The sequence below is a fragment of the Verrucomicrobiia bacterium genome (assembly GCA_035577545.1).
In the GTDB taxonomy this organism is placed as follows: domain Bacteria; phylum Verrucomicrobiota; class Verrucomicrobiia; order Palsa-1439; family Palsa-1439; genus Palsa-1439.
The window spans coordinates 130,042-153,745 of record DATLVI010000035.1 but is presented as its reverse complement, the minus strand read 5'-3'; the positions used below and the strand labels follow the sequence as shown (position 1 = coordinate 153,745).

The following is a 23,704-nucleotide window of genomic DNA, read 5'->3' as shown; positions in this document are numbered from 1 at the left end:
GCGAAATCAGGTGTCCTGGCATGGTTGGCTCCGTTCTTGGGGATTTTCAGCGGAATGTTCGCCCATTGGCTGGTGGTGCGCGCCGCCCCGACGGAAGCCGAACGGCGGGCCCAAAAAATTGCGTTCACCAGCCTTTGGGTTTTCGTGCTGCTCTGGGCGGTGCCGGGCCAACTGGGGATGGGGGCCTTACGCCAGCATTTGCAGTGGAGTGACCCGACTTATTTTCGTCTGATGACGGGCTACTGGTGGCTCTACGCTGTGATTGCCGTTACCATGACGATTCTCATGATGCGGCGGTTTATTCTCCTTCGTCAACAGAGCGAAAAGGCCGGGGACATTCAACGGCCCGGCATGGTCCCCTTGAAGCCCGCCGGAAACGCCGTGGTGATGGGCTGCACGACCCTGGCGTTTTTCTCGTGGTTGATTCCGTTGGCGTGGCGGACGCATGACACCGGCACGGCGATCGTCGTTACGGGATTGATGCTCGGGTTGGGTGCCTGGCAAATCATCAGTCTTCGAGGCAAGACTGGCGTGCCGGCGATGCGAGCCATCGCCGGGCACTTGACTTTGTCATGGACCGCAGTCCTGACGGTGTTGAATTTGCGGTTGGATATATGGCTGGCATACATGCACGGGAGCAGTGTTGCCGAGATCCACTCGCTGCTACCGCCGTGGGTCGCCCCCCTGCTCACGGTAGCACTGGTGTTCTGGGCTGGCTTGGTCATGACCCTGACCAAACCCGAGCGCCGCGTCTAGGAGTGCGGCGACGGCCCGACGGCAGATTCTTCGTCAGGCTGTGGCCGGGACTTCTTCGGTCTCGTTCTGGCCGGGTGCTTGGGAACCCGGTTCGGCGCGGAGGTAGCTACGGACAAGGCTCTCAATTTCAGCAATATTGAACGGCTTGCTGAGCCAGCGCGCCCCGGTTTGCTCAAGGAAACTGTGTGAGCCCGGGCTCACCGTGTCACCGGTGACGAAAATGACACGGTCGAGTAGGTGCGGATAGTGTTCCTGGATAGCAGCGTGAAGTTTTTCGCCGCTCATTTCGGGCATGCAAAGGTCGGAGATAATGAGATCATACTTCTGAGAGGCGATGCACTTGAGCGCCTGGGCGCCATTTGACGCCGTTTCAATGCGATACCCACTGCTACCGAGCACCTCCTGCAGCACGTCAACAATGCCGGGCTCGTCGTCCACAATGAGAAGCCGACGCTGCGGCGCGTCCGGATCCAGCGCGTGCTCATCTCCCGCGGCACCTGCGTCGTTGGCCGAATCCAGGCAGATTACAATGGGCAACTCGGCAATGAACCGTGCGCCCTTGCCAGCTTCACTCTCCACCCAAATCTTTCCTTTGTGTTCTTCCATGATGCTGTAGCAAATCGACAGACCCAGGCCCGTGCCTTTCCCCGGCCCTTTGGTCGTGAAGAACGGGTCGAAAATTCGGTCGAGGATCTGGAGCGGAATGCCGGGACCGCTATCGGCGACGGCAATGCGAATTTTGTCATCGCGCTTCTCGGTCGTCACTTCGATTACGCGTTTACCAAGATGCTTATCCAACGCTTGCACCGCGTTCGTCACCAGGTTCGCCAGGACCTGCTCAATCTGGTCCGCATCCGCTTTCGTCGCCGGCAGATCGGGGGCCAACCGTCGCAGCACCTGGACGCTTGCGCTCTGGACCTGGATTTCACGTGTTTCCAAAACCTCGGAGACAAGGCGGTTCACGTCGACCACGGCCAGGTGCGGCTCGCGCGGACGCGCAAAAGTCAGCAGATTGCGAACGATCTTAGCGGCCCGCTCGCTCTCGTGAAGGATCTTGAGTAAATCCTTGCGCACCTTTTCGTCAAGCGTTACGCATCTCGACAAGATTTGCGCGTAGCCCATCACGACAGCGAGCGGGTTGTTCAATTCGTGCGCGACACCCGCGACCAGTTGCCCGAGCGCCGAAAGCTTTTCCGCCTGCCGCAACTGCTGCTCCATTTTCTTGCGCCCCGTGATTTCGCGGGCGTTCATTTGCATCACGGGCCGCTGGTGATAATCCACAAGTGTGGCGCTGCCTTCACAAAGCATTTGCTCACCCTGCTCCCGCACGAGATGAAACTCACCGGCGGCGTCGAACAATCCCTCAACACTCTTTTTATTCTCCAGCAGGCTCGTGCTGCACTGCCGGAGTTTCGGGCAAAGATCCTGAAGCGGGCGCCCGATGAGTTTGTTGGCTTCGCGTCCCGCCAGTTCCGCTGCGGCCGGATTGGCTTCCACGATCGTGAGGCCCGCGAGGTCCACCAGAAAGATCGCGTCACTGGCCGAATCGAAAAGCAGGCGGTACTTCTGCTCAGAAATACTAATCTCCTGCTCAAGCAGGCGGCGATGCGCGGCGCCCTTGTTGATCTCTGCGGCCAACGTCCCGTTGTCCTTTCGCGACTCTTCCAATGTCAGGATCAACATCCCCACCACAACGCACAGCGCGGGCGCCGCCGACGCGAGACAGCCCACCGTCAACAAACCCGGCAGAACGGAACTCTGGAAGAGGAAGGCCAGCAAGGGTAATGGCCACAGCCAGAAACCGGTCGCCAGTACATTCGCACCGCGTTGGTAATGTTGTCGGCAGATCACAGCCGTGTACCCACTCGCGAGCGCCAGCAGCAGAAACATGGGAACCGTAACCCAGAGACGATCCGTCAGTTGGCGGACAGCGACGCAGTTCCAGACGAGCGTCATCGCCAGGCCCAGTCCCAATTCGCGATTGTTCCGCCCCTGACCGATCAATTGGCAACTGCCCCAGAACAGGCACAGTGCGGTGGCGCCAATGCTGGCGCACTGCAAGACCACAACCAAGGACGAATCCGACCATTCTCCCAACCCGAGCGCCGCCGCGAGGTAGAGGGAATAATACAACCAAGCCACAGCCCAAAAACGGAGATAGGATTTGCGGGCGTGCAGGTTGATGTAGGCAAATAGGCCGATGACCGCCCACGCGCTGAGAATCGCCAGAACGAGCGCCGCCCTTAGGCCATCGGCTGGAAAGGCCTCGTTTACGAACGCGATTACGTCCGTCGGTATGTTGTCGTTCATGTCTGCTGTTGCGATCTCTTTCGGTCGCCTGGTAACCGATGTCCCGCGCCTCTGTAACCTTCAGAAAGCACGAAACTTGCCACGGAAAAGACCAAGCAGCGGGTTCCCTACCTGTTCCTGTCCAATCCTTTGCGAAAGCTGCGAAATACCCGCATTGGGCTAAAACTTGGCCAGACAGGGTCGACCGGATTGTGAATGCGTCATCGTTGACGCCCTCACGCTCACTGCTATAATCCGCCGCGAACATGAATTTTTCCCTTACGACCTCCTCGGCGCTCTCTCAAAAACAACCCGCTGTCGTTCTCTTCGCGTTCGAGAAGCAACACCTTGAGGGACCGGCGGCCTTCCGCAATCTCCTCCGCCGGGTCGGTCCCAAGGAATTCCGTGGCGCCGAGCGACAGCTTTTTTTCCTGCACACCGCAGGCAAACTTGCCCCGCAGCGGATCCTGCTGGTCGGCCTCGGTCCTCGCGACAACTTCACCCTCGAAACCATGCGTCGGGCCATGGGACTTGCGGCCAGAAAACTCCGCGACTCCGGCATTGAACGCGCCGCCGTGCAAGTGGGAGATGACTTCGGCGATGATACCCTGACCGCCATCGTCGAAGCGACGATCCTCGCGACGTACAAGTTCCGCCAGTTCAAAGAGGATGACGACGCGCCGACCAACTTGAACTCGCTTACGATTTGCATCCCGACGCGAGCTGATCTGAAAGTGGCGAAGCGTATCGTCACCGAAGCCCGGATTATTGCGGAGGCCACGAACTATGCCCGCGAAATCGGGAACCTGCCCGGCAATGTGGTGACGCCGCGTGTGCTCGCCGACTACGCCCGCACCCTCGCCAAGGAATCGGGCCTGGCCTGTACCGTTCTCGCCAAGAAGGAACTGGAGAAAGGCGGTTTCGGCGGGCTGCTCGCGGTCGGCGGTGGCAGCACGAATGAACCGCACTTGATCGTTTTGGAATACAATGGTGGTGGAACCAAACCGGCCGCCATCGCCCTGGTCGGCAAGGCGATCACCTTCGACTCCGGCGGCATCTCGATCAAACCGTCGGACAAGATGGACGAAATGAAGTTCGACAAGTGCGGCGGCGTGGCCGTTCTCGCGATCCTCAAGGCCGTCGCCCAGTTGAAACTGCCACTCCATATCATCGGCGTCATTTCTTCCGCGGAGAATATGCCCAGTTCGACGAGTTACCGGCCGGGCGACATCGTGACCAGCTATCGCGGCACGGACAAGCGTGGCGTGACCATCGAAGTCCTCAACACGGACGCGGAAGGCCGCATCGTGCTCGGCGACGCGCTGGTCTACGCCCGTCAGAGTGGCGCAAAGACCATCATCGATTTCGCCACGCTCACCGGCGCCTGCGTCGTCGCCCTCGGCAGCATCGCCGCCGGGTTGATGGGGAACGACGAGGCGCTGCAAGGGAAGATTCGCGCGTCAGCCGGGCGCACGGGCGACCGCGTCTGGCCGTTGCCGCTCTGGCAGGAATACAAGGACAAGATCAAGAGCGACGTGGCCGACATCAAGAACACCGGCGGGCGTTATGGCGGGGCGATCACCGCCGCCGCATTTCTCGCGAGGTACGTCGGCGACGTCCCCTGGGCGCACCTCGATATCGCAGGGACAGCGTGGACCACCGAGGATTTGCCGTACCTGACGAAGGGCGCGACGGGATTCGGCGTGCGGTTAGTGGTTGACCTGCTCCGTCGTTGGAGTTGACGGGCGCGACGATGTCCGCGCCTTCCAGGCGCCGACGACCAGGATCACCACGATGGCGACACTGAGCGAAAAAAATCCGACGACCAAAACATTTTCCTTAAACTTCCGGCTCGGATTCATACAATGGCTGCATCTTAGGCGAGCGTCATGATGAACACAATCTCACAAATCGATATCGCCGGCGTCAAGAAACTCAAAAGCGGCAAGGTGCGCGAGGTCTTCGATCTCGGCGACGCGCTGTTGTTTGTCGCCACAGATCGCATCAGTGCCTTCGACGTGATCCTGCCCAATCCGATTCCCGAAAAGGGCCGCGTCCTGACCGCCCTGAGCGAGTTCTGGTTCGGCAAGACCAAACACATCGTCGAGAACCATTTCATCACCAACGATTACGCAAAACTCAACGCGCGTGTTGGCAATCTCGAATCGCTGCGTGGTCGCTCGATGCTGGTGCGAAAGTGCCAACCCCTGGCCGTCGAGTGTGTCGTCCGCGGCTACCTCGCTGGATCCGGCTTGAAGGAGTACAATCAAACTCGCATGGTCGGCGGCCATCGCCTGCCGGAAGGCCTCGTCGAATCGAGCCAGCTTCCCCAGCCGATCTTCACGCCCGCCACAAAAGCCGAAACAGGCCACGACGAGAACATCGACTTCGAGCGTTGTGCCAGCATCATCGGCCAGCCGCTTGCCGAAAAGGTCCGCGACATTTCCCTGGCCCTCTACAGCTTCGCCCGCGATTACGCCGCCCAACGCGGCATCATCATCGCCGACACAAAATTTGAATTCGGTCTCGATGGCGACAAGTTGCTCCTCATCGATGAAGCTCTTACGCCGGACAGTTCGCGCTTCTGGCCCGCCGACGCGTATGCCCCCGGCAAACCGCAGCCCAGCTTCGACAAACAATTCGTCCGCGACTACCTCGAAACGCTGGATTGGGACAAGACCGCCCCCGGCCCCGTCCTCCCCGACGACGTAGTCCGCAAGACCACCGAGAAATACCTCGAAGCCCTCACGCGCCTGACCGCCTGAAACATCCCAAAACCGCATCAGATTGTGCCGCAACCTCTTAACTGGGGGGTTCGTTTCGCAAAAACATGTATTGGCTCCCCGTAGGAGCGGTTTGCAACCGCGATTACCCCTGCCACCCTTTCTCGCCGCCTTGCACTTAGTAAGGCGGACCTGTCCGCCGTAGCGGTCTCGCGAAGGCGGATGTCAAAGAACTGCGCCCACCATACCACTATCGGAATCCGATGTCCAGAGGGAAACAGCCGGGTTGTTCCTGCCTGTTGTGCGCCGGACTTTTACCCCGAACGCTTTCGGGGCCTGACCGCGCACTTTAATCGACCGGAGGTCTCCAGTGTGTTGCCCCGCCCATTTACCCCCTCTTCGTCTGTCACCTGAGCTTGTCGAAGGGTCTCTGTCTTACTACACTGCCGGCGTGGCGAAGAAAGCAACCGCTCCCACTGCCAAACCCTCCTCGCTCGTGGACACACGCGTCATCTACTGGCATTGGGGTCAACTCAATACACTGGACAGTTGACGCAATAAGATCCGCGATGTTAATCTCAAGGGAATGGCCCGTCCTCTTCGAGTGGAGTTTGCCGATGCGGTCTACCACGTCATGGCCCGTGGCAACGAACGCAAAGCCATCTACCACGATGATGAAGATCGGCATCGGTTTCTGGACTCTCTGGCGGAGACGGTCGAGCGCTTTGGAGTGCGCCTGCACGCCTATTGTCTGATGGCCAATCACTACCACCTGCTCCTGGACACACCCCAAGCCAACCTCAGCCAAGCCGTGGGATGGTTGCAGGTAACTTACACAGTGCGATTTAATCGTCGCCATCGGCGTAGCGGACACCTGTTTCAGGGCCGCTTCAAAGCCCAGGTAGTAGAGGCCGACGCATACGCCCAGGGGTTGGTGGAATACATTCACTTAAATCCGGTGCGACCACGCCGGCGGGGCGACCAGATCGCGGCGGATCGGGCGAGGGAATTGGCAATCTATCGCTGGAGCAGCCATCGGGCCTATGCGGGGTTGGAACGCAAGCCTCCGGCTTGGTTGTGTCAGGACTGGTTGCGGTATTGGGGTGAGGATCCGACGACCGCCCACCGCAAATATCGCAAAAGTATCGCGCGATGGTTTGAGGGAACGATAAAGAATCCGTGGGACGGACTGATCGATGGCCTGGTCTTGGGCGGTGAAGGCTTGCTGGACAAGGTGCGGGAGCACGTGGCGCGTAAACCAGCGGGAGTTGAGGCAGCGTGGTTGCTACGCCGTCAACAGTCGGACTGCCGTGGGCGCTTGGCGGAGGCGCTCGCACGCGAGACCGATGAGCGAATCAGAATTTGGGCGCGCGTGCGGCTCGGCGGCGAGCGCAATGCGACGGTGGCCCGCGAGCAGGGATACCGGGACGGTAGCGGCGTTGGGCAAGTGGTGCGTCGCATCGAGCAGCGGAGCGCACAAGATAAGGTATTGCGACAGAAATTGGCGCGCCTTAAGAAGGATCTGTCCAGTGTATTGAGTTGACCCCAATGACAATGATTAGTGTACTATGCGCGGGGTGCACGATGCAGTTCTACGCCGAGACGACACCACCGGACCGCGAAGTGCTGTGGTCAATCCCAACAGATGAAACGGGTGCGGCCAGCATTTCCACGAATGGCCTGTTGAAAATCGGCACAAACGCAGTGAACGGCAATGTGCGAGTGCGAGTTGCCGACAAGCAAGCTCCGGACGTGAAAGATGAGCGCGGCATATTCGTATTTGTTCCGTCTGCGTATTCAGGCATTGTTGATCTGAGTATCATTGGCCAAGGGCACGGGTCCGTCGCGGAGATAGGGATAGGCATTCTTCATCCGGGCGCAGCGCAAGATCTTTTCACGGCACGGGATCAAGCGTTTGTTATCACGAGCAACAATTTTCCGAATGCGTCAGACCGGTGGGATGGTGCAATTGGTAACGCATTCCAGCACGCGTATGCAAGCTGCTTGGCCGCGAAGCTAGTGGGCACCGACTTAGCAAAACAAGCTGGGGACGCTCATGAGCAATACTCATCAAACGAATGCAATCAGGCATCAATGGATTTGCACAACAATGGCATAGGGCGTACGCTTGGGTGTCCAACCTGCGACTGCCAGCAGCAAGTACTAGCGGCTTTGGCCCAAGGAAAACTCAGATGGATAAAGAACTTGCCGACGCCGCCAGCGCAGCCACCGCCATGCCCACAGTATCAGTCGAAACAGAACTAAGCGATGGTATACAGGAGATGAGATTGTGAAGATGAGAATCAGTGCCTTGATTGCCATCCCACTTGTTTTTATGTCATCGTGCATCAACCAGTTTTCGGACAACCCCGTTGATGCGCCACCAGGAACGGGCGCAGATGTCTCACCTTTCCTTGGCAATTGGCAGTTAATGAGCGTCGGCACGTATACACCAACAAACCAGTTGATTGTGCGAGTGAGCACTGGACAGGTGGGGTCGGTTGTAGCAACATTCATAACTGCTGCCGAATCTAACGATCACACGGTCGTGCTAACTGCGACGAATGGCATAATGCTCGCATCGGTTTGGCGGGATGCGACATCGTGGAACATCTACAAAATCTCGACGGATGCCCAGAGAACAATGCTTTATGTAAGTCTTCCGGATCCAAGCATTGTGAGCAACGATGTAAAAAACGGCGTTCTTAGCGGGGAGGTTCTCGCCAGCGAGGAAAGAGACTGCTCCATTCATCTAAAAGCGACGAGTTCGCAACTGCCTACCTATTTCAGCACGAGAACGAACGGTTTTTCTCAGCCGATGGTTTTTCAAAAGCAGTGAGAAGGCCAAGCAGTCATCAAGGGACGAAGCAGGGTAGGATAGGTCTCAGTATCAGGCAATTGGTTTATGCGGTTCGTCCCCTCACTCAGTTACCGTCAACCGCTCCGTCCGGATCAACTACGGCATCGTCACGGTCGCGGCTTTGCGCACGGAGTTGGTGGCGGCAACGTTGAAAGCGGCGACGCGATAGGCGTAGGTGACACCGGACGCGACACTATCGTCGGTGAAGTTGGTGCTGTTGTGGTCGACCTCGGCGATGACGTCGAAACTGCCGATGGTCTTGCCGTCTTTTTCAGCTCGTTCAATCAGGAAGCCTTGCTCATTCCCGGAGCCGTCGACCCAATTCAATTCCACGACACCCGGATCGACTACCTGCGCGGACATCTTGAGGGGCGCCTTGGGCGCGGTGACGAGGGCCGGGCCGATCTGTTGGACGGCCGCCAGAAAATCGACACGTCCGTGATTGGCCCAATTCGGCCCCGCGTCCGGCAACGCGGTCGGGTCAGCACCAAGAGGGGTTGTGGCATTAACGATGACATCCTCAATGCTGCTGGCGCTGATGGAACCGTCAAGTCCAAGTTGCTCAGCGCGCGCGAGGAGCAACGCAGCCTCGCCGGCGACAAGGGGAGAGGAAAATGACGTGCCGTTCCCGTAAAAATAGCTGAAGTCCCCGGCTTTGCCTTCTCCCTTGGCTTGGTCGGTCATGCTGAGAACGGCAGTGCTGACGATATCGACCGCGGGGGCGACGACATCAACCGCCTTCGGGCCGAACTCCGAAAAACTGGCCCGGCCCTGGATGTTGGTGGAGCCGTAACCACTCAGCACGCTGCCACTGCCCGTGCCGCCCACGGAGATGACGCCAGGATAGCTGGCGGGATAACTGCGGCGGTTGGAATCGTTGTTACCGGCCGCAGCCACCAGGATGATCCCCTTCGCCGACGCTTCCTGGAGGGCACTGGCAATGACCTTGGTCGGGACGGGACTGCCAAAGCTCATATTAATGACGTTGGCGTGGTGGTCGATGGCGTAGTGGATGGCCTCGGCGATGGCTGTGGCCGGCGCGCCGCCCGTGTTGGTGAACACTTTCAATGGCATGATCTTGCTGTGCCAGCTCGCCCCGACAACACCCTCGTCGTTATCGGAAACAGCTGCCGCAACACCGGCTACAAAGGTGCCGTGGAAGACGTTACCGTCGCCGCTCACACCATCGCCAAGATCGGGGTTCGGGTCATTGTCGCCGTTATAAAAATCCCAACCGTGGACGTCGTTCGTATAGCCGTCGCTGCTATCGTCGCCCGGGTTCGTCCAAATATTCGCCGCGAGATCGGGATGGTTGATGGCAACCCCGGTGTCGATCACGGCGATGACAATGTTCGAACTGCCCGTGGTGATGTTCCAAGCGGCTTCGGCGTTGAGATTGCGGTCCGTGCCGATCCCGTTGAAGTACCAGCGCTGAAGTTCGGTCGACTGGCCGTCGAACGCCGTGTACAAGGAGTCGCTGGGCATGTCGTTGATGTAATGAAGAACGTTCGGCTCGGCTAAATCGATTTCCTGAAGCGCGGCGAATTGCTGCGCGGCGGAGGGTACGGACACTCCCCCGGAAAGCACCACGAGGTACTCGCCGCGATGGGCGTCCAGGGTGCGCAGAATGCGCGCACCCAACTCATCGACAATTTCATCCTGGCGGTGATGCGAGACGCCGCCGCGGAAACGAACGATCAACTGGCCCGGCACATAGTTGGGGCGACCCGCATCGTCGTGCGCCGGGATGTCGCGGGCCGCCGCATACACAACCTGCTTGTCGTGGATGGAATTGCCCTGGTCGCCGTTGCCATCGGTGGCCTCGTTGCGCAATGCGAGGGCGGAATCGCGTTCGTACGCCTTCTTCGTGTCACCGAGTAGGGCATGTTGAAGGCCGTCAAACGTCAATAGCGATGCGCGGCCCTGTGGCCCGCTCTGCCCGAAACCACGCGCCCGCGTCAAGACGACGAGCAGCAGTAGCACGGACACGCCGTACACGACGACGCGGCGAATTACAGATGTGTTATGAAAGAATCCCATTGGCTTTCGAGTGTGTTGAGGTCCATCTTCAAGCGGGCTTCCAGCACCGTTTCGGGCTGGGTTCTTTCCACGGCTTGCGCGGCGCGGTAATTGTCGACGTCGCGGTAGGATTTGATGTAATCGAAGAAGCGGCCGCGCCATTCGTCCTGCATGAGCATGTACACCAGCGCCCAGCTCTCCGCGTAGGCCAGTTCGATGTTCCCCTCGCCCAGCGCAAAGAAGCCGGAGGGGTCGCGATGATTGAGCAGCGTTTTCAACGGCAGCAGTTGACCGGCTTTGCTCGCGCGCATTACGCGGTCGGCCAGGGTCGCGTGATAACGGCCGATTTCGGGCGTCTCACAGTATTGCGCCAGACCTTCCGTGAGCCAGGTTGGCTCCAGGCCGAAGCGTGAGTGAACGTGGTACGCATGAAAGAGTTGGTGCGCGCCTTCGTGACGGATCAGCCGCTCGTTCATCGACTTGGCCTCGGAAGTCATTCCGGATCGCAGCGCGGCGAGTTGCGGGCCCGCGTCGGCGAAATTGCTGAACCGGCGGCTGCGCTCATCAAGGCGGCCTCGCGCGTCCGCATAGCGGGACGTCCCCAATTGATTGAGCAACGCGAGACGGTTCTCGCCAGAAGAGAAAAAGCCCGCGCTGTTGACAAAGGATGGCGCGACGCGCAACGCGTACTTGCGGAACGCCTCCTCGGAGCCGAAGAACACGACGTGGATGTTGCGCAGTTCGCCGTCCCGCTTGATCAGCGGGGCAAACCGCTGGTGGAGCTGTTCCCGCAAGTCAGCGAGGACCACGAGGATCTTCTGCACCTCACCAAACGATTCGTCGGTGACAATCGTATAGGGCGGGGATTTGGCGAAATGAAACTGCGGAAACTCGGCGCTGAACCGCACGTCGCGGGGCGTCACCTCAAAGGAAGCCGCCGTCAATGTTTCAACCGCGAGGATGTCGGCGCGCCTGTACGATTCGACGACGAAACCGGAGTATCCGAAACCGTCCCGAAACCGGATAGCGGAAGGAGTTTCGGAAACGATGCGGCCTTCCAGAACGTGGCCATCCCGCAACTTCAGGCGCTGTGTCGGGCGTTCGTCGGCCAATTCCGCTTCGAGCGCGGTCTTGCGGGCCAGTTCATCCACGGTGAGCGGTCGCACAGCATCCGTAGCCGTGACCGTGACGGCCGCGCGTTGTTCATCGGCCGGTGTCGTGGTGCGGGCGATTTCCGAATGGGTCGCCGAGGGGGACCGGCCACACCCGGAAAGCAGGATGACTGCGCCGGCCCAAAGGAACGCATGGCGGCGTAGCAGGCACGCTGGGTGCAAGATAAATTCGGCTTCGGAGCAGAGACGCATTCACCTCTCGTAACTAGCACCAAATATGCCCGTGCCCGTGTGTACAAATCTGTAAACAGTCGCTTTTGCTGTTGACCGATATGGCCGACCACTTTACATTCTGTCGACGAGAAGATGCTTCGCCGTACTGGGATTAGGCGCGTTCCCGCAGGAGGCACGAATGAGTGATCGAAATACAATACGAATCTCTACATTGGCAGTCGCGTTTCTGATACCCACTCTTCTCAGTTTTGCTCAGGCTCCATCTCCCACGGATTTATGAGGCACCCAAACCGACGCCGTAATCAGGAAACGAAGACACACGACTCATGTTAGGTCCCGAGCGAATTTTGGCGCTGGATATCGGCGCCTCGACAGTCAAAGTTGGCGAGTTTCAGGCATCCAAGGGCCAGGGGCTGCGCCTGACCAATTTCAACTTCGCTGATCTCGGCATCGACCCCGAGCATGAGGAGAACCGCAAGGCGTTGATTGTCTCCACCGTGCGGAATGTCGTGCGCGAAAAAAACATCAAGGCCACCAACGTCGTTTTCAGCGTCTCCGGCCAGTCGGTATTCACGCGCTTCGTCAAGCTGCCGCCCGTCGACGAGTCGAAGGTCACGCAGATCATCCAGTATGAGGCCCAGCAGAACGTCCCCTTCCCGATCGACGAGGTTATTTGGGACTACCAGTTGCTGGGCAAAAACCCGGATGGCGAGCTGGAGGTTGTGCTCCTGGCGATCAAGAGCGACATCATTGAGGACCTGACCGAAGGCGTCGAGTCGTGTGGGTTGCAGACCGAGATGGTGGACGTAGCGCCGATGGCGTTATACAACGCTGTCCGCTACAACTATGGCGACCTGGAAGGTTGCACCATGGTTGTCGATCTTGGGGCGCGCACGACCAATCTTTTATTCCTGGAGCAACATCGCGTCTTTTCGCGCTCGATTCCCATCGCCGGCAACGCGATCACGCAAAGCATCGCTTCAGAGTTTAACATCCCCTTTCTCGAAGCCGAGCAGATGAAGAAAGCCCAGGGCTTCGTCGCGCTGGGTGGCGCTTACGAGGAGCCCGAGAGCGAAACGCAGGCGCGGGTCAGCAAGATCATCCGCAACGTAATGACCCGGTTGCACGCGGAGATCGCCCGCTCGATCAATTTTTACAAGGGTCAACAAGGTGGCAGCCCGCCCGCGCGCGTCCTGCTTTCCGGTGGAAGTTCGATCATTCCCTACACGGACCGCTTCTTTAAGGAGAAGATTCAGACGGACATCGAGTATTTCAACCCTTTCCGCAACGTTGAAATCGACTCGCGTATTTCACGCGAGGAACTTGCCCGCTCAGCGCATTTCTTCGGCGAAGTCGTCGGCCTGGGATTGCGGAAACACACCGAATGCCCCATCGAGGTCGATCTCCTTCCCAATTCGGTGCGCGCGCGCCAACAGATGAAACACAAGCGCCCCTACCTGGCCGGGGCCGGTGTTTGCGTGCTGCTTATCCCGCTGTGTTGGTTGGGGTACACGCAAAAGACGATGAACCTGACGAGGCGTCAATTGGATGTCGTGTCGGACAAGGTCAATAATCTTAATGACCTCAGCCAAAAACTCGCCCGTGAGCAGGGGCAACTTGCTGAACTGAACGGCAAGGCGGACCAGGTCATTTCACTGATCCAGCAGCGCTCGTTATGGCCCGAGCTGCTGCAGGACCTCAACCGACGCCTCGGCTCCAACAACATTTGGATCGTCTCACTCACCCCGCAGGCGGACACCGGTTCCGGTGGCCCGGCCCCCGTATCCGGCGGCTCCGCGCGTGGCCGCGGTCGCATGCGCCCCGGGGCCGAGGAGGGCGAGGGAGAAGCCGCCCCAAGCAGCGCTCCAGCCGCCGGCTCGAGCAAGACCATCGGCGAACTGCGCATTGAAGGCGCGGGGATTCATTCCGCGGAGAATCCCGAGCGGGACATTCAGTCGGTCGAAGACTTCAAACAGAGCCTGAGCGAATCGACGAATTTTTTTGACAAGGCCGGCGTGGAGATCGTCGTGCCGCCCAATCCAATGTTGCAGGGCCAGACCTTTACCTTCACCGTGCGGGCGAAACTGGCGAAACCTCTCTCGATGTGACATGAACCTCTCGTGGCTGAAAAAACATGTAATGATCGTCTCGTTTGTCGCGGCGTTCCTGATCGTGTTGGGGGTGGTCGTTTGGCTCCAGCAGCAGGCGTCAGGCAAGAAGGCGGAAATTGATGCCGCACTGCAAGAACAGATGTCGCAACTCAACCATCTGCTCCAGACCAAGCCGGCCCCGTCGCCAGCGAACATTGACATCGTCAAGCAGGACCGGGCACAGGTTGACCACCTCTATCAGGAGCTTCTGGCCAACGTCGCGCACAGCCGCGTCCACGCGCCTCCTGACCTCAGACCCGTCGCCTTCCTGCAAATGATGGCTTCCCAATTGGCCAAATTGGGGCAAGCGGCCGATGGTGCGGGAGTCAAAATTGTGGACGGTTTCGCTTTCGGGTTCAGCCGTTACGCCGGAACGCCACCCACCATCCCGGCGCGCAACCTTTCCGAAGAGGACACCAAACGTGTCGTGACCCTGTTGGTGAAGCAACTGCGTGCCATCGAAAAGATCAGCACCTTGCTCATCGAAAGCCACGTGGATGACCTCAACCAGATCCGCCGCTCCGAAGTCGAACCGTCCAACGGCCCCGACACACTGGATGCGCCAATCGTCAACGATCCCAAGGCGCTCTATCAAACATTACCCTTTGAGTTTCAATTCCATTGCACGCCGGAAGCGTTGCGCGATTTTCTTAACAGTCTCACGCGGTCTGATTGGTTCTTTGCCGTTCGCAGGGTGCAGATCACTGGCGAGCCCCCCCCACCCACTGAGAAGCCGGCGGCTGGATCACACGGCGGGGCCCCCGCGCCGACGGCCGTTTCGCCGCCAAAACGCGCGCATCTGGCTGTGACCGTGCGGGTCGACCTGATCGAATTCTCCGGCAAGCCGACAGGCAAGGCCGAAACGGGAAAGCCGGATGCATAGTTGGCGAAGGCTGAAAGATTCGACATGGATTTCCTGAAGAAACACTACGAGAAAATCACCCTGGCGGCCGCGCTGGTCCTCCTGATTGTCTCGGCAGTCTTACTTGCCCTGAAAGTCAGTGCGCTTAGCACGGAACTAAATGAGGCGCCTCGTCGCGCGCCCAAGCCAGAACTCACTTCCCACGTTCCCTTGCAAGTCTTGTCGAATGCTCTCCAGGCGGTGGCGGATCCGCCCATTTGGTCAACGAACGCGGACCTCAAGATTTTCAACCCCGGGGGCTACGTGCCACCCAAGACAAACGTCTTCGTGGGGGGGAACCCGACGAACGGCCTCCCCATTCTGGTAGCCTCGGTCCACAAACCCTTTACCCTGCTTTTCAAGGCGTACTCCTACAACGCCGACAAGGGAGAGGGCTATAACTTCCAGGCCAATTTCCAATTTCGAGCCCACTCGTTCTTCATTCCGGCCGTGGGCGACCCCATCAAGGATCGCTACGAGGACACGGGTTACCGAGTCGTGAAGTTCGAGAAGAAGTCAAAGACCGTAGACGATCCGGCTAGCGGCGCCAAACACGATACCGATGTATCGGAATTGACGGTGCAGCATCCGGGAAACAAACCGAAGACCCTCGTTTTGGGACAGGCGGGGGTGGAAGAAGAACCGGTGGCGCTTGTCCGCTGCGATGTCGCGACTCCAACTCGCGAATTCCGCCGGGGACAACCGATCCAGTGTGCCGGCAAAACTTACAAAGTCGTTGACATCGATCTGAAGCAGATGGTAATCGTTGATTTGCAGACAGGGGAGAACTACACCATCAAGTCTCAGCAGTAGTTCGGCTTACACAGGAATCCCAAAGGTTACTGCTTTAGCATGGTGATAGGGGGGTGTGCGCGGCGCCTCGGGCGAGTTGAGAACGGAATGGAGAACTGCCATATGACAAGAAGAATTTTGTTGGTATTGCTCACGAGCGGCGCATGTTTGTTCGCGTCTGGAAATCTGCCTGCCGCAACGGCATCCTCCTCATCCACCAGCTCCACGAGCCCGGAGCAAGCTGCCCGAGAAGAGATCGTTCGCCGCCAGGAAGCCCAGATCGCCGCCCGTAAATTGATTGATGAGGGAAAGAAGCTTTACTACAGCGGCAAGTATCAGGATGCCATCGCCAAGCTCGAAGAAGCTGTCAGGATCCTCCCACGGGCGAAAGCCACGGAAATCGATTACTCGAGCGCGTTGCAGGGCCTAACCACTTCGTACTCGCGCCTCGCTGATGCCGCTTTTCAAGCCGGTGATTACGTAAAGGCCCGCGAACTGGCCCAAAAAGCGTTGGAATACGACCCCAAGAATCACGCTGCTGAGAATGTTATTATCAAGACGAAGAAGATTGGATCGACGCCGACCACTACTGGAGGACAATCTTCCGCTGCTGCCAGTTCTTCTTCCGGGTCCGCCCCTGACCAAACACCCGAGTTCCTTGCCAGAAAAGACCAGATCAAGAAGCTTTTTCGCGAAGGCAAGATCCTCATGAACTCCGGCCAGTACGACGAGGCCGAGCGACGCTTCCAACAGGTCCTCATGCTCGATCCCTATAATGCGGATGCCGAGACCCTGCTCCGCTCGGTCGACAAGGCGCGCAATGATATCGCCATGGGTGCCGGTGACGAATCACGCACCCGTCGCCTGCGGGAAGTCGAGGACGCCTGGGTTCCGCCCCTCAATCGTGAGTCCCAGCCGCCCCCCATCGATAAAGACAGCAGTGTCATTAGTCGCGAGGCCGTGCGCCAGCAAGGAATTGTGCGGAAACTGAACGAGATTATTGTCCCCGAGATCAATTACCGTGAAGCGGTGGTCAGCGACGTCATCACCTTCCTTAGCGACGAAAGCCGGCGGCTCGATCTCCCCGACCACGTCGGTGTAAATATTGTCTTGGGCGGTGGCATCGCGGCCCCAAGTGGCCCCGCCGCTCCGCCAACTGCGCCGCCACCAGTTCCCGCGCCCGGCGCGGCAGCAGAACCAGGCGCCGCGGCAGGTGCCGGGGAAGTTGAAGGTCGCAAGATCACACTTTCCTTGCGGAATGTTCCGTTGATTGAGGCTTTGAAATACGTAACGACTCTCGCCAACCTGAAATATCGCGTCGAATCCAGCGCGGTGATCGTCCTGCCGATCGATGCTCCATCAGGCGATATGGTCACGCGCATATATCCTGTCAATCCCGGTGCGTTCAGACCTTCTGTGGAGGTCACAAATTACACGGCCGTCACGACGCAAACGCAAGCAACCGGTGGTGGAGCCGGCGGCGCGGCCCAAGCGTCACCAGCGGTACAATCTGGACCGGCCTCCGTTCTTCCCCAAGTCAGTATTTCTGTGTCGACCAATACCATCAAACAAATGTTCGTCGACGCTGGCGTCTTGTTCCCTACAAATTCCAGCATTTTTTACAATGAACGTACCAGTATCATCGTCGTCCATAATACAGTGGAAAACCTTGAGGATTTCGAGCGCGTGTTGGCGACATTCAATGCCATCCCACCGCAAGTCCAAATCGAAGCCAAATTTGTGGAAATCTCCCAAAATGACCTCGATGAGCTTGGCTTCGACTGGCAGGTCGGCACCAAGCAGCTTGGCAGTTTCGATGCGACCGGCGGCAACGGGTCTGGGGCCTTTCCTCCCGGTAGCGGTACTGTCCCGAATCAATCGTTCGACGTGACGTCCGGCCTGCGAGACTCCACCGTTATCCAGGGAAATGCAATTGACGCGCTCCTGGCAAGTGCTGGTTTCGGCACTACTGCCTCGGGCTCATCCGAAATCGGTACCATCCGCGGCATTTTGACGGATCCACAGTTCCAGGTCATTATCAAGGCGCTCTCCCAAAAACAAAGTTCCGACGTCCTCTCGTCGCCAAAGGTCACCACGATCAGTGGCGCGCAAGCACAGATCCGCGTCGCGCAGGAGTTCATCTATCCCACAACGTTCAGCACCGCCGTTATCCAACCAGGTACGGCCGTCAGCGGCGCCATCCAGGCTCCCACGGTAACACCGTCGACTCCGACTGCCTTCGCAACCCGACCGGTTGGCGTGGTCTTCAACGTCACCCCGTTCGTTGGAGCCGACGGCTACACGATCAGCTTGACTCTCATCCCCCAGGTCACGGATTTCCTTGGATTCATCAACTACGGTAACGTCATCAACCTGGGTACTGTCACGACTGCCAACGATATCAAGCAGCCGCTGTTTTCCACACGCGATCTGATCACCAGTGTCGTAATTTGGGACGGTCAAACGGTCGTTCTGGGTGGCCTCATCACGGAGCAACTGCAGAAGATTGACGATAAAGTCCCTTTCCTCGGCGACATTCCGATGGTCGGACGCCTGTTTCGTACGAAGACCACGTCGCGTTCCAAGCGCAACCTACTTATCTTCGTGACCGCACGGCTGATCGATCCATCAGGCAATCCGATTCATCGCACGCCAATAACGGCCAGCGCCCGGTAGCTGACGCTCTCCTCCGAATAACCTGACTTGAAGCCACCGTGCTGGCCGGATTGTTTTATTCCAGGCGGCGTGATAACTTTCACCGCACCATGTCTGAGACCGTACTTCTTTATGACGCCTACTCGCTGATTTACCGCGCGTTCTTCGCCATTCGCGTTCTCACCGGCCCGGATGGTGCGCCCGTCAACGCCATCTACGGGCTGACCAAAATGCTCAAGAAGATGGCTGTGGACCATGGACCATCCCATCATGCGGCCGTCTTTGACCTTGGCGCCCCGCAAAAACGGCTCGCGCTGCTACCCAGTTACAAGGCGCAGCGCCCACCTACCCCGCCCGCTCTCGAAGACCAACTTCCCGCGATACGCGAGATTCTCCGGGCGCTGCGCATCCCCATCGTCGAGGTCGAGGGCGACGAGGCGGATGACATCATCGCCACGCTCGCAGTACAGGCTGCGAACACGGGCTGCGACGTGCTCATTGCCAGCAGTGACAAGGATTTCATGCAAATCGTAGGACCACGTATTCGCCTTCTTCGTCCGGATGGCAAGGAAACCGTCGTTGTCGATCCTGCTGCGGTTAAAACGCGCTTCGGCGTTACCCCTGAGCAGATGGTCGATCTGCTCAGTTTGTTGGGTGATTCAGTCGATAACATCCCCGGCGCGCACGGGGTTGGCGAGAAAACAGCCGCCCAATTACTGCAGGCGTATGGTACTCTGGACAACCTTCTGGCCCGCGTTTCCGAAATTGCCAAACCGAAACTGCGCGAAACCCTGATCGCCTCAGCCGACAGGCTGCGGGCCAATCAGCGGCTGATCGCACTTCAAACCGATGTCCCTTTGGCTGTCGATCTGGGGGCTTTGAAGGTGCACCCTGCGGATACGGCTGCCCTCGCCGTTCTCTATCGTCGATTCGGGTTCAAATCCCTGCTGGCAGAATTGACAGGGTCATCCGCGACGGAAGAGAGGGATCTCTTCAGTGCGAAATAAAGCGGCGGTTTCGCCTGCGCAAAACCGCCGCCCTTTGCTCAATTCTATTACGCCTAACCGCCCAGCGAACCGATGACGCTGATCAGCGGCATGAACATGGCGATGACAATGGTTCCGACGACGACGGCCAGGAACACGATCATGATCGGCTCCAGCAAGGAAGTGATCGCTGTCACCGCATTGTCCACTTCGTCATCATACACGTCGGCCACTTTCATCAACATGTCGGGTAAGGCGCCGGTTTCCTCACCGACATCCACCATGCTAATCACCATGGGTGGGAATACCCCGGAGGCCTCCAGCGGCTGCACAATGCGTTCCCCCTCCTTCACGGAGTCGTGGACCTGTGAAACCGCCTTCGCGATGACGGCATTGCCCGAGGTCTCCCGCACGATGTTGAGGGCTTGCAAAATCGGCACGCCGCTGGCGATGAGCGTCCCCAACGTGCGCGTGAAACGAGCGATGCCAACCTTGCGGATCAGTTGTCCGAACATGGGGGCGTTCAGTTTTATCTTGTCCAGGTAGAACCGTCCCTTCTCCGTCTTGCCGATCATCTTGATAGAAATCACCAACGCGGCGATACAGCCGGCAACGAGCAGAATCTGATGCTGGACGAGATTACTGACCTGCATGACGAACAAAGTCAATCCGGGCAGAGATTTGCCTTCGAGCAGGTCGTTGAAGATCTCCTGAAACTTGGGGACAATGACGATCATCAGGAACGACACGATGGCCAATGCCACAAAAATGACGACGGCCGGGTAGACCATCGCTGAAATGACCTTGTTCTTGATCTTCTGGGCCTTTTCCTGAAAGTCGGCGAGCCGCCCGAGAGTCACGTCGAGTACGCCGCCCGCTTCGCCGGCGCGCACCATGTTGACGTAAAGGCGGTTGAATACCTTCGGATGCTGCGCCAGCGCTTCGCTGAACGTGCTGCCTGCTTCAACGCTCTCGGCGATCTGTTGCAACGTGCGCTTGAGCGTCGCGTTCTTTTCTCCCTTCCGCAGCACGTCGAGACCGCGCAGCAAGGGCAACCCCGCGTCGATCAGCGTGGCCAATTGACGTGTAAACGCCGTCAGGAGTTTGGTTTTGACTTTCCCAGAGCCAAAACTGAGACCCATGGAGCCAAGCCCCTTCTTGGCTGCAGCCTTGCCACCCGCCTGTGCGGGGGTTCCCGGCGTCTTGGCGCCCTTCTTCGCTGCCGCTTTATCGGCCTCGGCAACATTTGTAGGGAAGTAGCCCATCTCGCGAATGCGACTTACCGCCGACGTTGTGTTTTCACTCTCCAGGACGCCGCTGATTTCCTTGCCCCGCGTGTCCAACGCTACATAGTTGAATTTTGGCATGACCATCCTCCGCGCCTCGCGCCCCAATGAGCGTCCGCGCTGTTATGTGTACTTAAGAACCTCTTCCACGGTTGTCTCGCCATCGAGAATGCTGCGAATGCCGTCTTCCCGTAATGTCCTCATTCCCAATTCCAGTGCCCGCGCTCGAAGGACACCCGCAGGTGCGCGCATATTGATCAGTTCACGGATCGGTTCCGACATGACGAGCAGTTCGAACAGACCTTTGCGCCCTTTGTATCCCGTCTCGTTGCACTCCATGCAGCCCTTGCCATAATAAAATGGACGACCCTGCGTGTCTTCCTTTGTCAGAGCCAACTCGGACAATACCGCCTCGGTCGGCTCATAAGCAATCTTGCACTTCTTGCAGCTGGTGCGCACGAGACGCTGGGCGAGAACTCCTTGTAGCGTGGAACTGATCAGAAACGGTTCGACGCCCATGTCAATCATGCGTGTGACCGCGCCGGACGCGTCATTGGTATGCAGGGTCGTGAACACCAAATGGCCTGTGAGCGAGGCTTGAATGGAGATTTGCGCAGTCTCCAGGTCGCGCATCTCGCCGACCATGATAATATCGGGATCTTGGCGCAGAAACGCACGTAACGCCCGCGCGAACGTCAGGCCGATCGCTTCATTGATCGGCACTTGCATGATGCCCTCAATGTCATACTCCACAGGATCTTCCGAGGTAAGCAGTTTCATGTCGACGGTATTGATTCGCTTCAAGCAGGAGTACAACGTGGTGGTCTTGCCGGATCCCGTCGGCCCCGTCACAATGAAGATGCCATTGGGCACCTTAATGACTTCTGTCGTCTTCTCAAAAATATCATTCGGCATTCCCAGGCTTTCCAGCGAAAGGTTGACCACTGTGCGGTCGAGGACGCGAAGCACCACCGATTCGCCATACTGCGTCGGCAATGTCGAAACGCGCAGGTCCACCTGCTTGCCTCCGATGTTGAGCTGGATGCGTCCATCTTGCGGCAGGCGGCGCTCGGCGATATTCAGGTTGGACATGACCTTGATGCGCGAAATTACCGGTAGCGCCAGATGCTTGGGCGGCGGCGCCATTTCATACAGGGCGCCGTCCACGCGGTAGCGAATCTTGAATTCGTCTTCGAACGGTTCAAAGTGAATGTCGCTGGCGCGGTCCTGAATCGCCTGGAACAGGATCAGGTTCACGAACCGTACAATCGGCGCCTGGCTCGCCAATTCCTCCAGGGCCGCGGTCCCGCCCGTTTTCGTCGCTGTCTCCACGACCTCCGCGGAAGCGAGCTGCGACTCCATGTCCTCCAGCACGTCTTTCAGGGACTCGCTTTCTTCGCCGAAGAAACGAAGGATCGCGTCCTCAATCTGTTTCGATGGCGCGACGGCCAGTTGAACATCCTTGCCGAGGATAAAGGAAAGCTCGCCGACAAGCTGCGCGTTGTACGGATCCATCACCGCCACGGTGACGGTGTTTCCAGCAATGGTGACAGGCACCGCCCGGTACATGCGCGCCACGCTCGATGGCATGATGCGGAGCACGGCCTTGTCAATATCGATGTCCTCGAGATTGAGGTACTCCAGGTTCAGGTGCTCGGCCACCGCACGCAGCAACTGCTCTTCGCTGACCAGGCCAAAATCGATGATGACCTGCGACAACGGCTTGCCGGTGCGCTCGTGCTCCTCCTGCAGCTCGCGAAATTGGTCCGGCCCGACCAGATTACGCTCGCGCAGCAGTTCAGAAAGTATGGCGCCTTCACCTTCGAACATGGTTTACCGCCTTCCGCCTTCACCCTGCAGTTTGGCAACGATGGCCTGTGGATCCTGCGCGATCGTGATCAAATCGCCGTAGCTGATCAATCCGCGCTCGTACAAGCTCATGAGATTCGAATCGAGTGTCATCATGCCGTACTTGGCCCCCGTCTGGATGTCCGACGTGATGCGAAACGTCTTATTATCGCGAATCAACGCCTGGATCGACGGCGTCGTAATCATGATCTCGAAGCACGCCACCCGCCCCTTCCCGTCCGCCCGCACCAGCAGCACCTGGGAAATCACGGCGATGATCGAGGAGGCCAACTGCGTGCGGATCTGTTCCTGTTGGTCTGTCGGAAAAGCATCGACGATGCGATCTACCGTGCGCGCCGCACCGGTGGTGTGCAGCGTCGCGAAGACCAGATGCCCCGTTTCCGCCGCCGTGATGGCGGCTTCCATCGTTTCCAGGTCGCGCATTTCGCCGACCAGAATGCAATCGGGATCCTGACGCAAACCGCGCCGCAACGCCTCGGCAAAGTCAGGTACGTCGACTCCCACTTCGCGCTGCGTGACGATGCTTTTCTTGTGCGGATGGTAATACTCCACCGGGTCCTCGATCGTGATGATGTGGCAGTCTTCCTCGGTGTTGATGATGTCAATCATCGAGGCCAGCGTCGTCGTCTTGCCGGAGCCGGTCGGCCCGGTCACCAGAACCAGCCCGCGTGGACGAAATAGAATGTCCTTCACGGAAGGTGGCAGGCCGATTTGCTCCAACGACATCAGCTTGTTGGGAATCTGGCGCAGCACCATGCCAAAGTTACCACGCTCCTTGAAAACGCTGACTCGGAACCGCGCCATTTCGCCGAAAGCAAAGCCATAGTCAGTGCCGCCCTGCTCGCGGACCTTTTGAATGTGGGCCTCGGAGGTGATCGCCTTCATGATGCTTTCGGTGTCCTCCGGCTGGAGCACCGGCAGATCCATGTGCACCAGCTTGCCATGCAATCGGATGACGGGCGGCACACCAACCCGAATGTGCAAATCAGAGCCGCCCTCATCCACCATTACCTGCAACAGGTCTTCCATTTGCGCCGACATAAGCAACTCTCTCCGTTCTCTGAACTGTTTA

The 23,704-nt window shown here is 58.5% G+C and carries 18 protein-coding genes; 11 read left to right on the top strand and 7 right to left on the bottom strand.

Annotated elements, in window-relative coordinates:
* Positions 1-756: hypothetical protein (locus tag VNL17_13820; protein ID HXI85158.1), on the top strand; the 756-nt coding region annotated here is incomplete at its 5' end.
* Positions 757-789: 33 nt separating this feature from the next.
* Here the strand turns inward: VNL17_13820 and VNL17_13815 are convergent.
* On the bottom strand, positions 790-3,066 hold the full coding sequence (locus tag VNL17_13815; protein ID HXI85157.1) for an ATP-binding protein: 2,277 nt from the start codon (positions 3,064-3,066) through the stop codon (positions 790-792).
* A gap of 245 nt (positions 3,067-3,311) precedes the next feature.
* Here VNL17_13815 and VNL17_13810 point away from each other — a divergent pair, with 245 nt between their 5' ends.
* Complete coding sequence (locus VNL17_13810) at positions 3,312-4,787, top strand: leucyl aminopeptidase (protein ID HXI85156.1); 1,476 nt, start codon at positions 3,312-3,314, stop codon at positions 4,785-4,787.
* On the opposite strand, the gene VNL17_13805 is transcribed toward VNL17_13810, so the two are convergent.
* Positions 4,755-4,907, bottom strand: a complete 153-nt coding sequence (locus tag VNL17_13805; GenBank protein ID HXI85155.1) for a hypothetical protein — start codon at positions 4,905-4,907, stop codon at positions 4,755-4,757. The two genes, VNL17_13810 and VNL17_13805, sit on opposite strands and share 33 nt — an antisense overlap.
* 27 nt (positions 4,908-4,934) lie before the next feature.
* Here VNL17_13805 and VNL17_13800 point away from each other — a divergent pair, with 27 nt between their 5' ends.
* The 4 genes from VNL17_13800 to VNL17_13785 all read left to right on the top strand — a co-directional run bounded on the left by VNL17_13800 (position 4,935) and on the right by VNL17_13785 (position 8,607).
* Positions 4,935-5,810, top strand: coding sequence for a phosphoribosylaminoimidazolesuccinocarboxamide synthase (locus tag VNL17_13800; GenBank protein ID HXI85154.1), 876 nt, complete (start codon positions 4,935-4,937; stop codon positions 5,808-5,810).
* Positions 5,811-6,354: 544 nt separating this feature from the next.
* A complete protein-coding gene (locus VNL17_13795; GenBank protein HXI85153.1) occupies positions 6,355-7,311 on the top strand; it encodes a transposase in 957 nt (318 codons plus the stop codon).
* Positions 7,312-7,352: 41 nt separating this feature from the next.
* The gene (locus VNL17_13790) at positions 7,353-8,033 is read left to right on the top strand and encodes a hypothetical protein (protein ID HXI85152.1); all 681 of its coding nucleotides are present in this window, start codon (positions 7,353-7,355) and stop codon (positions 8,031-8,033) included.
* A gap of 25 nt (positions 8,034-8,058) precedes the next feature.
* Entirely contained in the window at positions 8,059-8,607 is a 549-nt protein-coding gene (locus VNL17_13785; protein ID HXI85151.1) for a hypothetical protein, read from the top strand.
* 117 nt (positions 8,608-8,724) lie between these two features.
* On the opposite strand, the gene VNL17_13780 is transcribed toward VNL17_13785, so the two are convergent.
* Positions 8,725-10,668, bottom strand: coding sequence for a S8 family serine peptidase (locus VNL17_13780; GenBank protein ID HXI85150.1), 1,944 nt, complete (start codon positions 10,666-10,668; stop codon positions 8,725-8,727).
* Complete coding sequence (locus tag VNL17_13775; protein HXI85149.1) at positions 10,641-12,011, bottom strand: DUF1570 domain-containing protein; 1,371 nt, start codon at positions 12,009-12,011, stop codon at positions 10,641-10,643. Before VNL17_13775 ends, VNL17_13780 begins: the two co-directional genes overlap by 28 nt.
* Before the next feature lie 308 nt (positions 12,012-12,319).
* Between VNL17_13775 and pilM the strand changes: the two genes are divergently transcribed.
* The 5 genes from pilM to VNL17_13750 all read left to right on the top strand — a co-directional run bounded on the left by pilM (position 12,320) and on the right by VNL17_13750 (position 19,498).
* A complete protein-coding gene (pilM, locus tag VNL17_13770; GenBank protein ID HXI85148.1) occupies positions 12,320-14,101 on the top strand; it encodes a type IV pilus assembly protein PilM in 1,782 nt (593 codons plus the stop codon).
* Position 14,102: 1 nt separating this feature from the next.
* Entirely contained in the window at positions 14,103-15,026 is a 924-nt protein-coding gene (locus tag VNL17_13765; protein ID HXI85147.1) for an Amuc_1100 family pilus-like protein, read from the top strand.
* A 24-nt stretch (positions 15,027-15,050) separates the two neighbouring features.
* Positions 15,051-15,857: a hypothetical protein gene (locus VNL17_13760; GenBank protein ID HXI85146.1), complete on the top strand. Its 807-nt coding sequence runs from the start codon at positions 15,051-15,053 to the stop codon at positions 15,855-15,857.
* A 102-nt stretch (positions 15,858-15,959) separates the two neighbouring features.
* On the top strand, positions 15,960-18,512 hold the full coding sequence (locus VNL17_13755; GenBank protein ID HXI85145.1) for a tetratricopeptide repeat protein: 2,553 nt from the start codon (positions 15,960-15,962) through the stop codon (positions 18,510-18,512).
* 89 nt (positions 18,513-18,601) lie between these two features.
* Entirely contained in the window at positions 18,602-19,498 is an 897-nt protein-coding gene (locus VNL17_13750) for a 5'-3' exonuclease H3TH domain-containing protein (GenBank protein HXI85144.1), read from the top strand.
* Between the two features lie 53 nt (positions 19,499-19,551).
* Here VNL17_13750 and VNL17_13745 read toward each other — a convergent pair whose 3' ends face one another.
* From VNL17_13745 to VNL17_13735, 3 genes are read right to left on the bottom strand one after another with little or no spacing between them, the layout of a single operon-like run.
* Complete coding sequence (locus VNL17_13745; GenBank protein ID HXI85143.1) at positions 19,552-20,844, bottom strand: type II secretion system F family protein; 1,293 nt, start codon at positions 20,842-20,844, stop codon at positions 19,552-19,554.
* A gap of 42 nt (positions 20,845-20,886) precedes the next feature.
* Positions 20,887-22,593, bottom strand: a complete 1,707-nt coding sequence (gene gspE, locus VNL17_13740) for a type II secretion system ATPase GspE (GenBank protein ID HXI85142.1) — start codon at positions 22,591-22,593, stop codon at positions 20,887-20,889.
* A gap of 3 nt (positions 22,594-22,596) precedes the next feature.
* Positions 22,597-23,673 (bottom strand): type IV pilus twitching motility protein PilT, encoded by a 1,077-nt coding sequence (locus tag VNL17_13735; protein ID HXI85141.1) that lies wholly within the window; start codon positions 23,671-23,673, stop codon positions 22,597-22,599.
* Positions 23,674-23,704 lie beyond the last annotated feature (31 nt).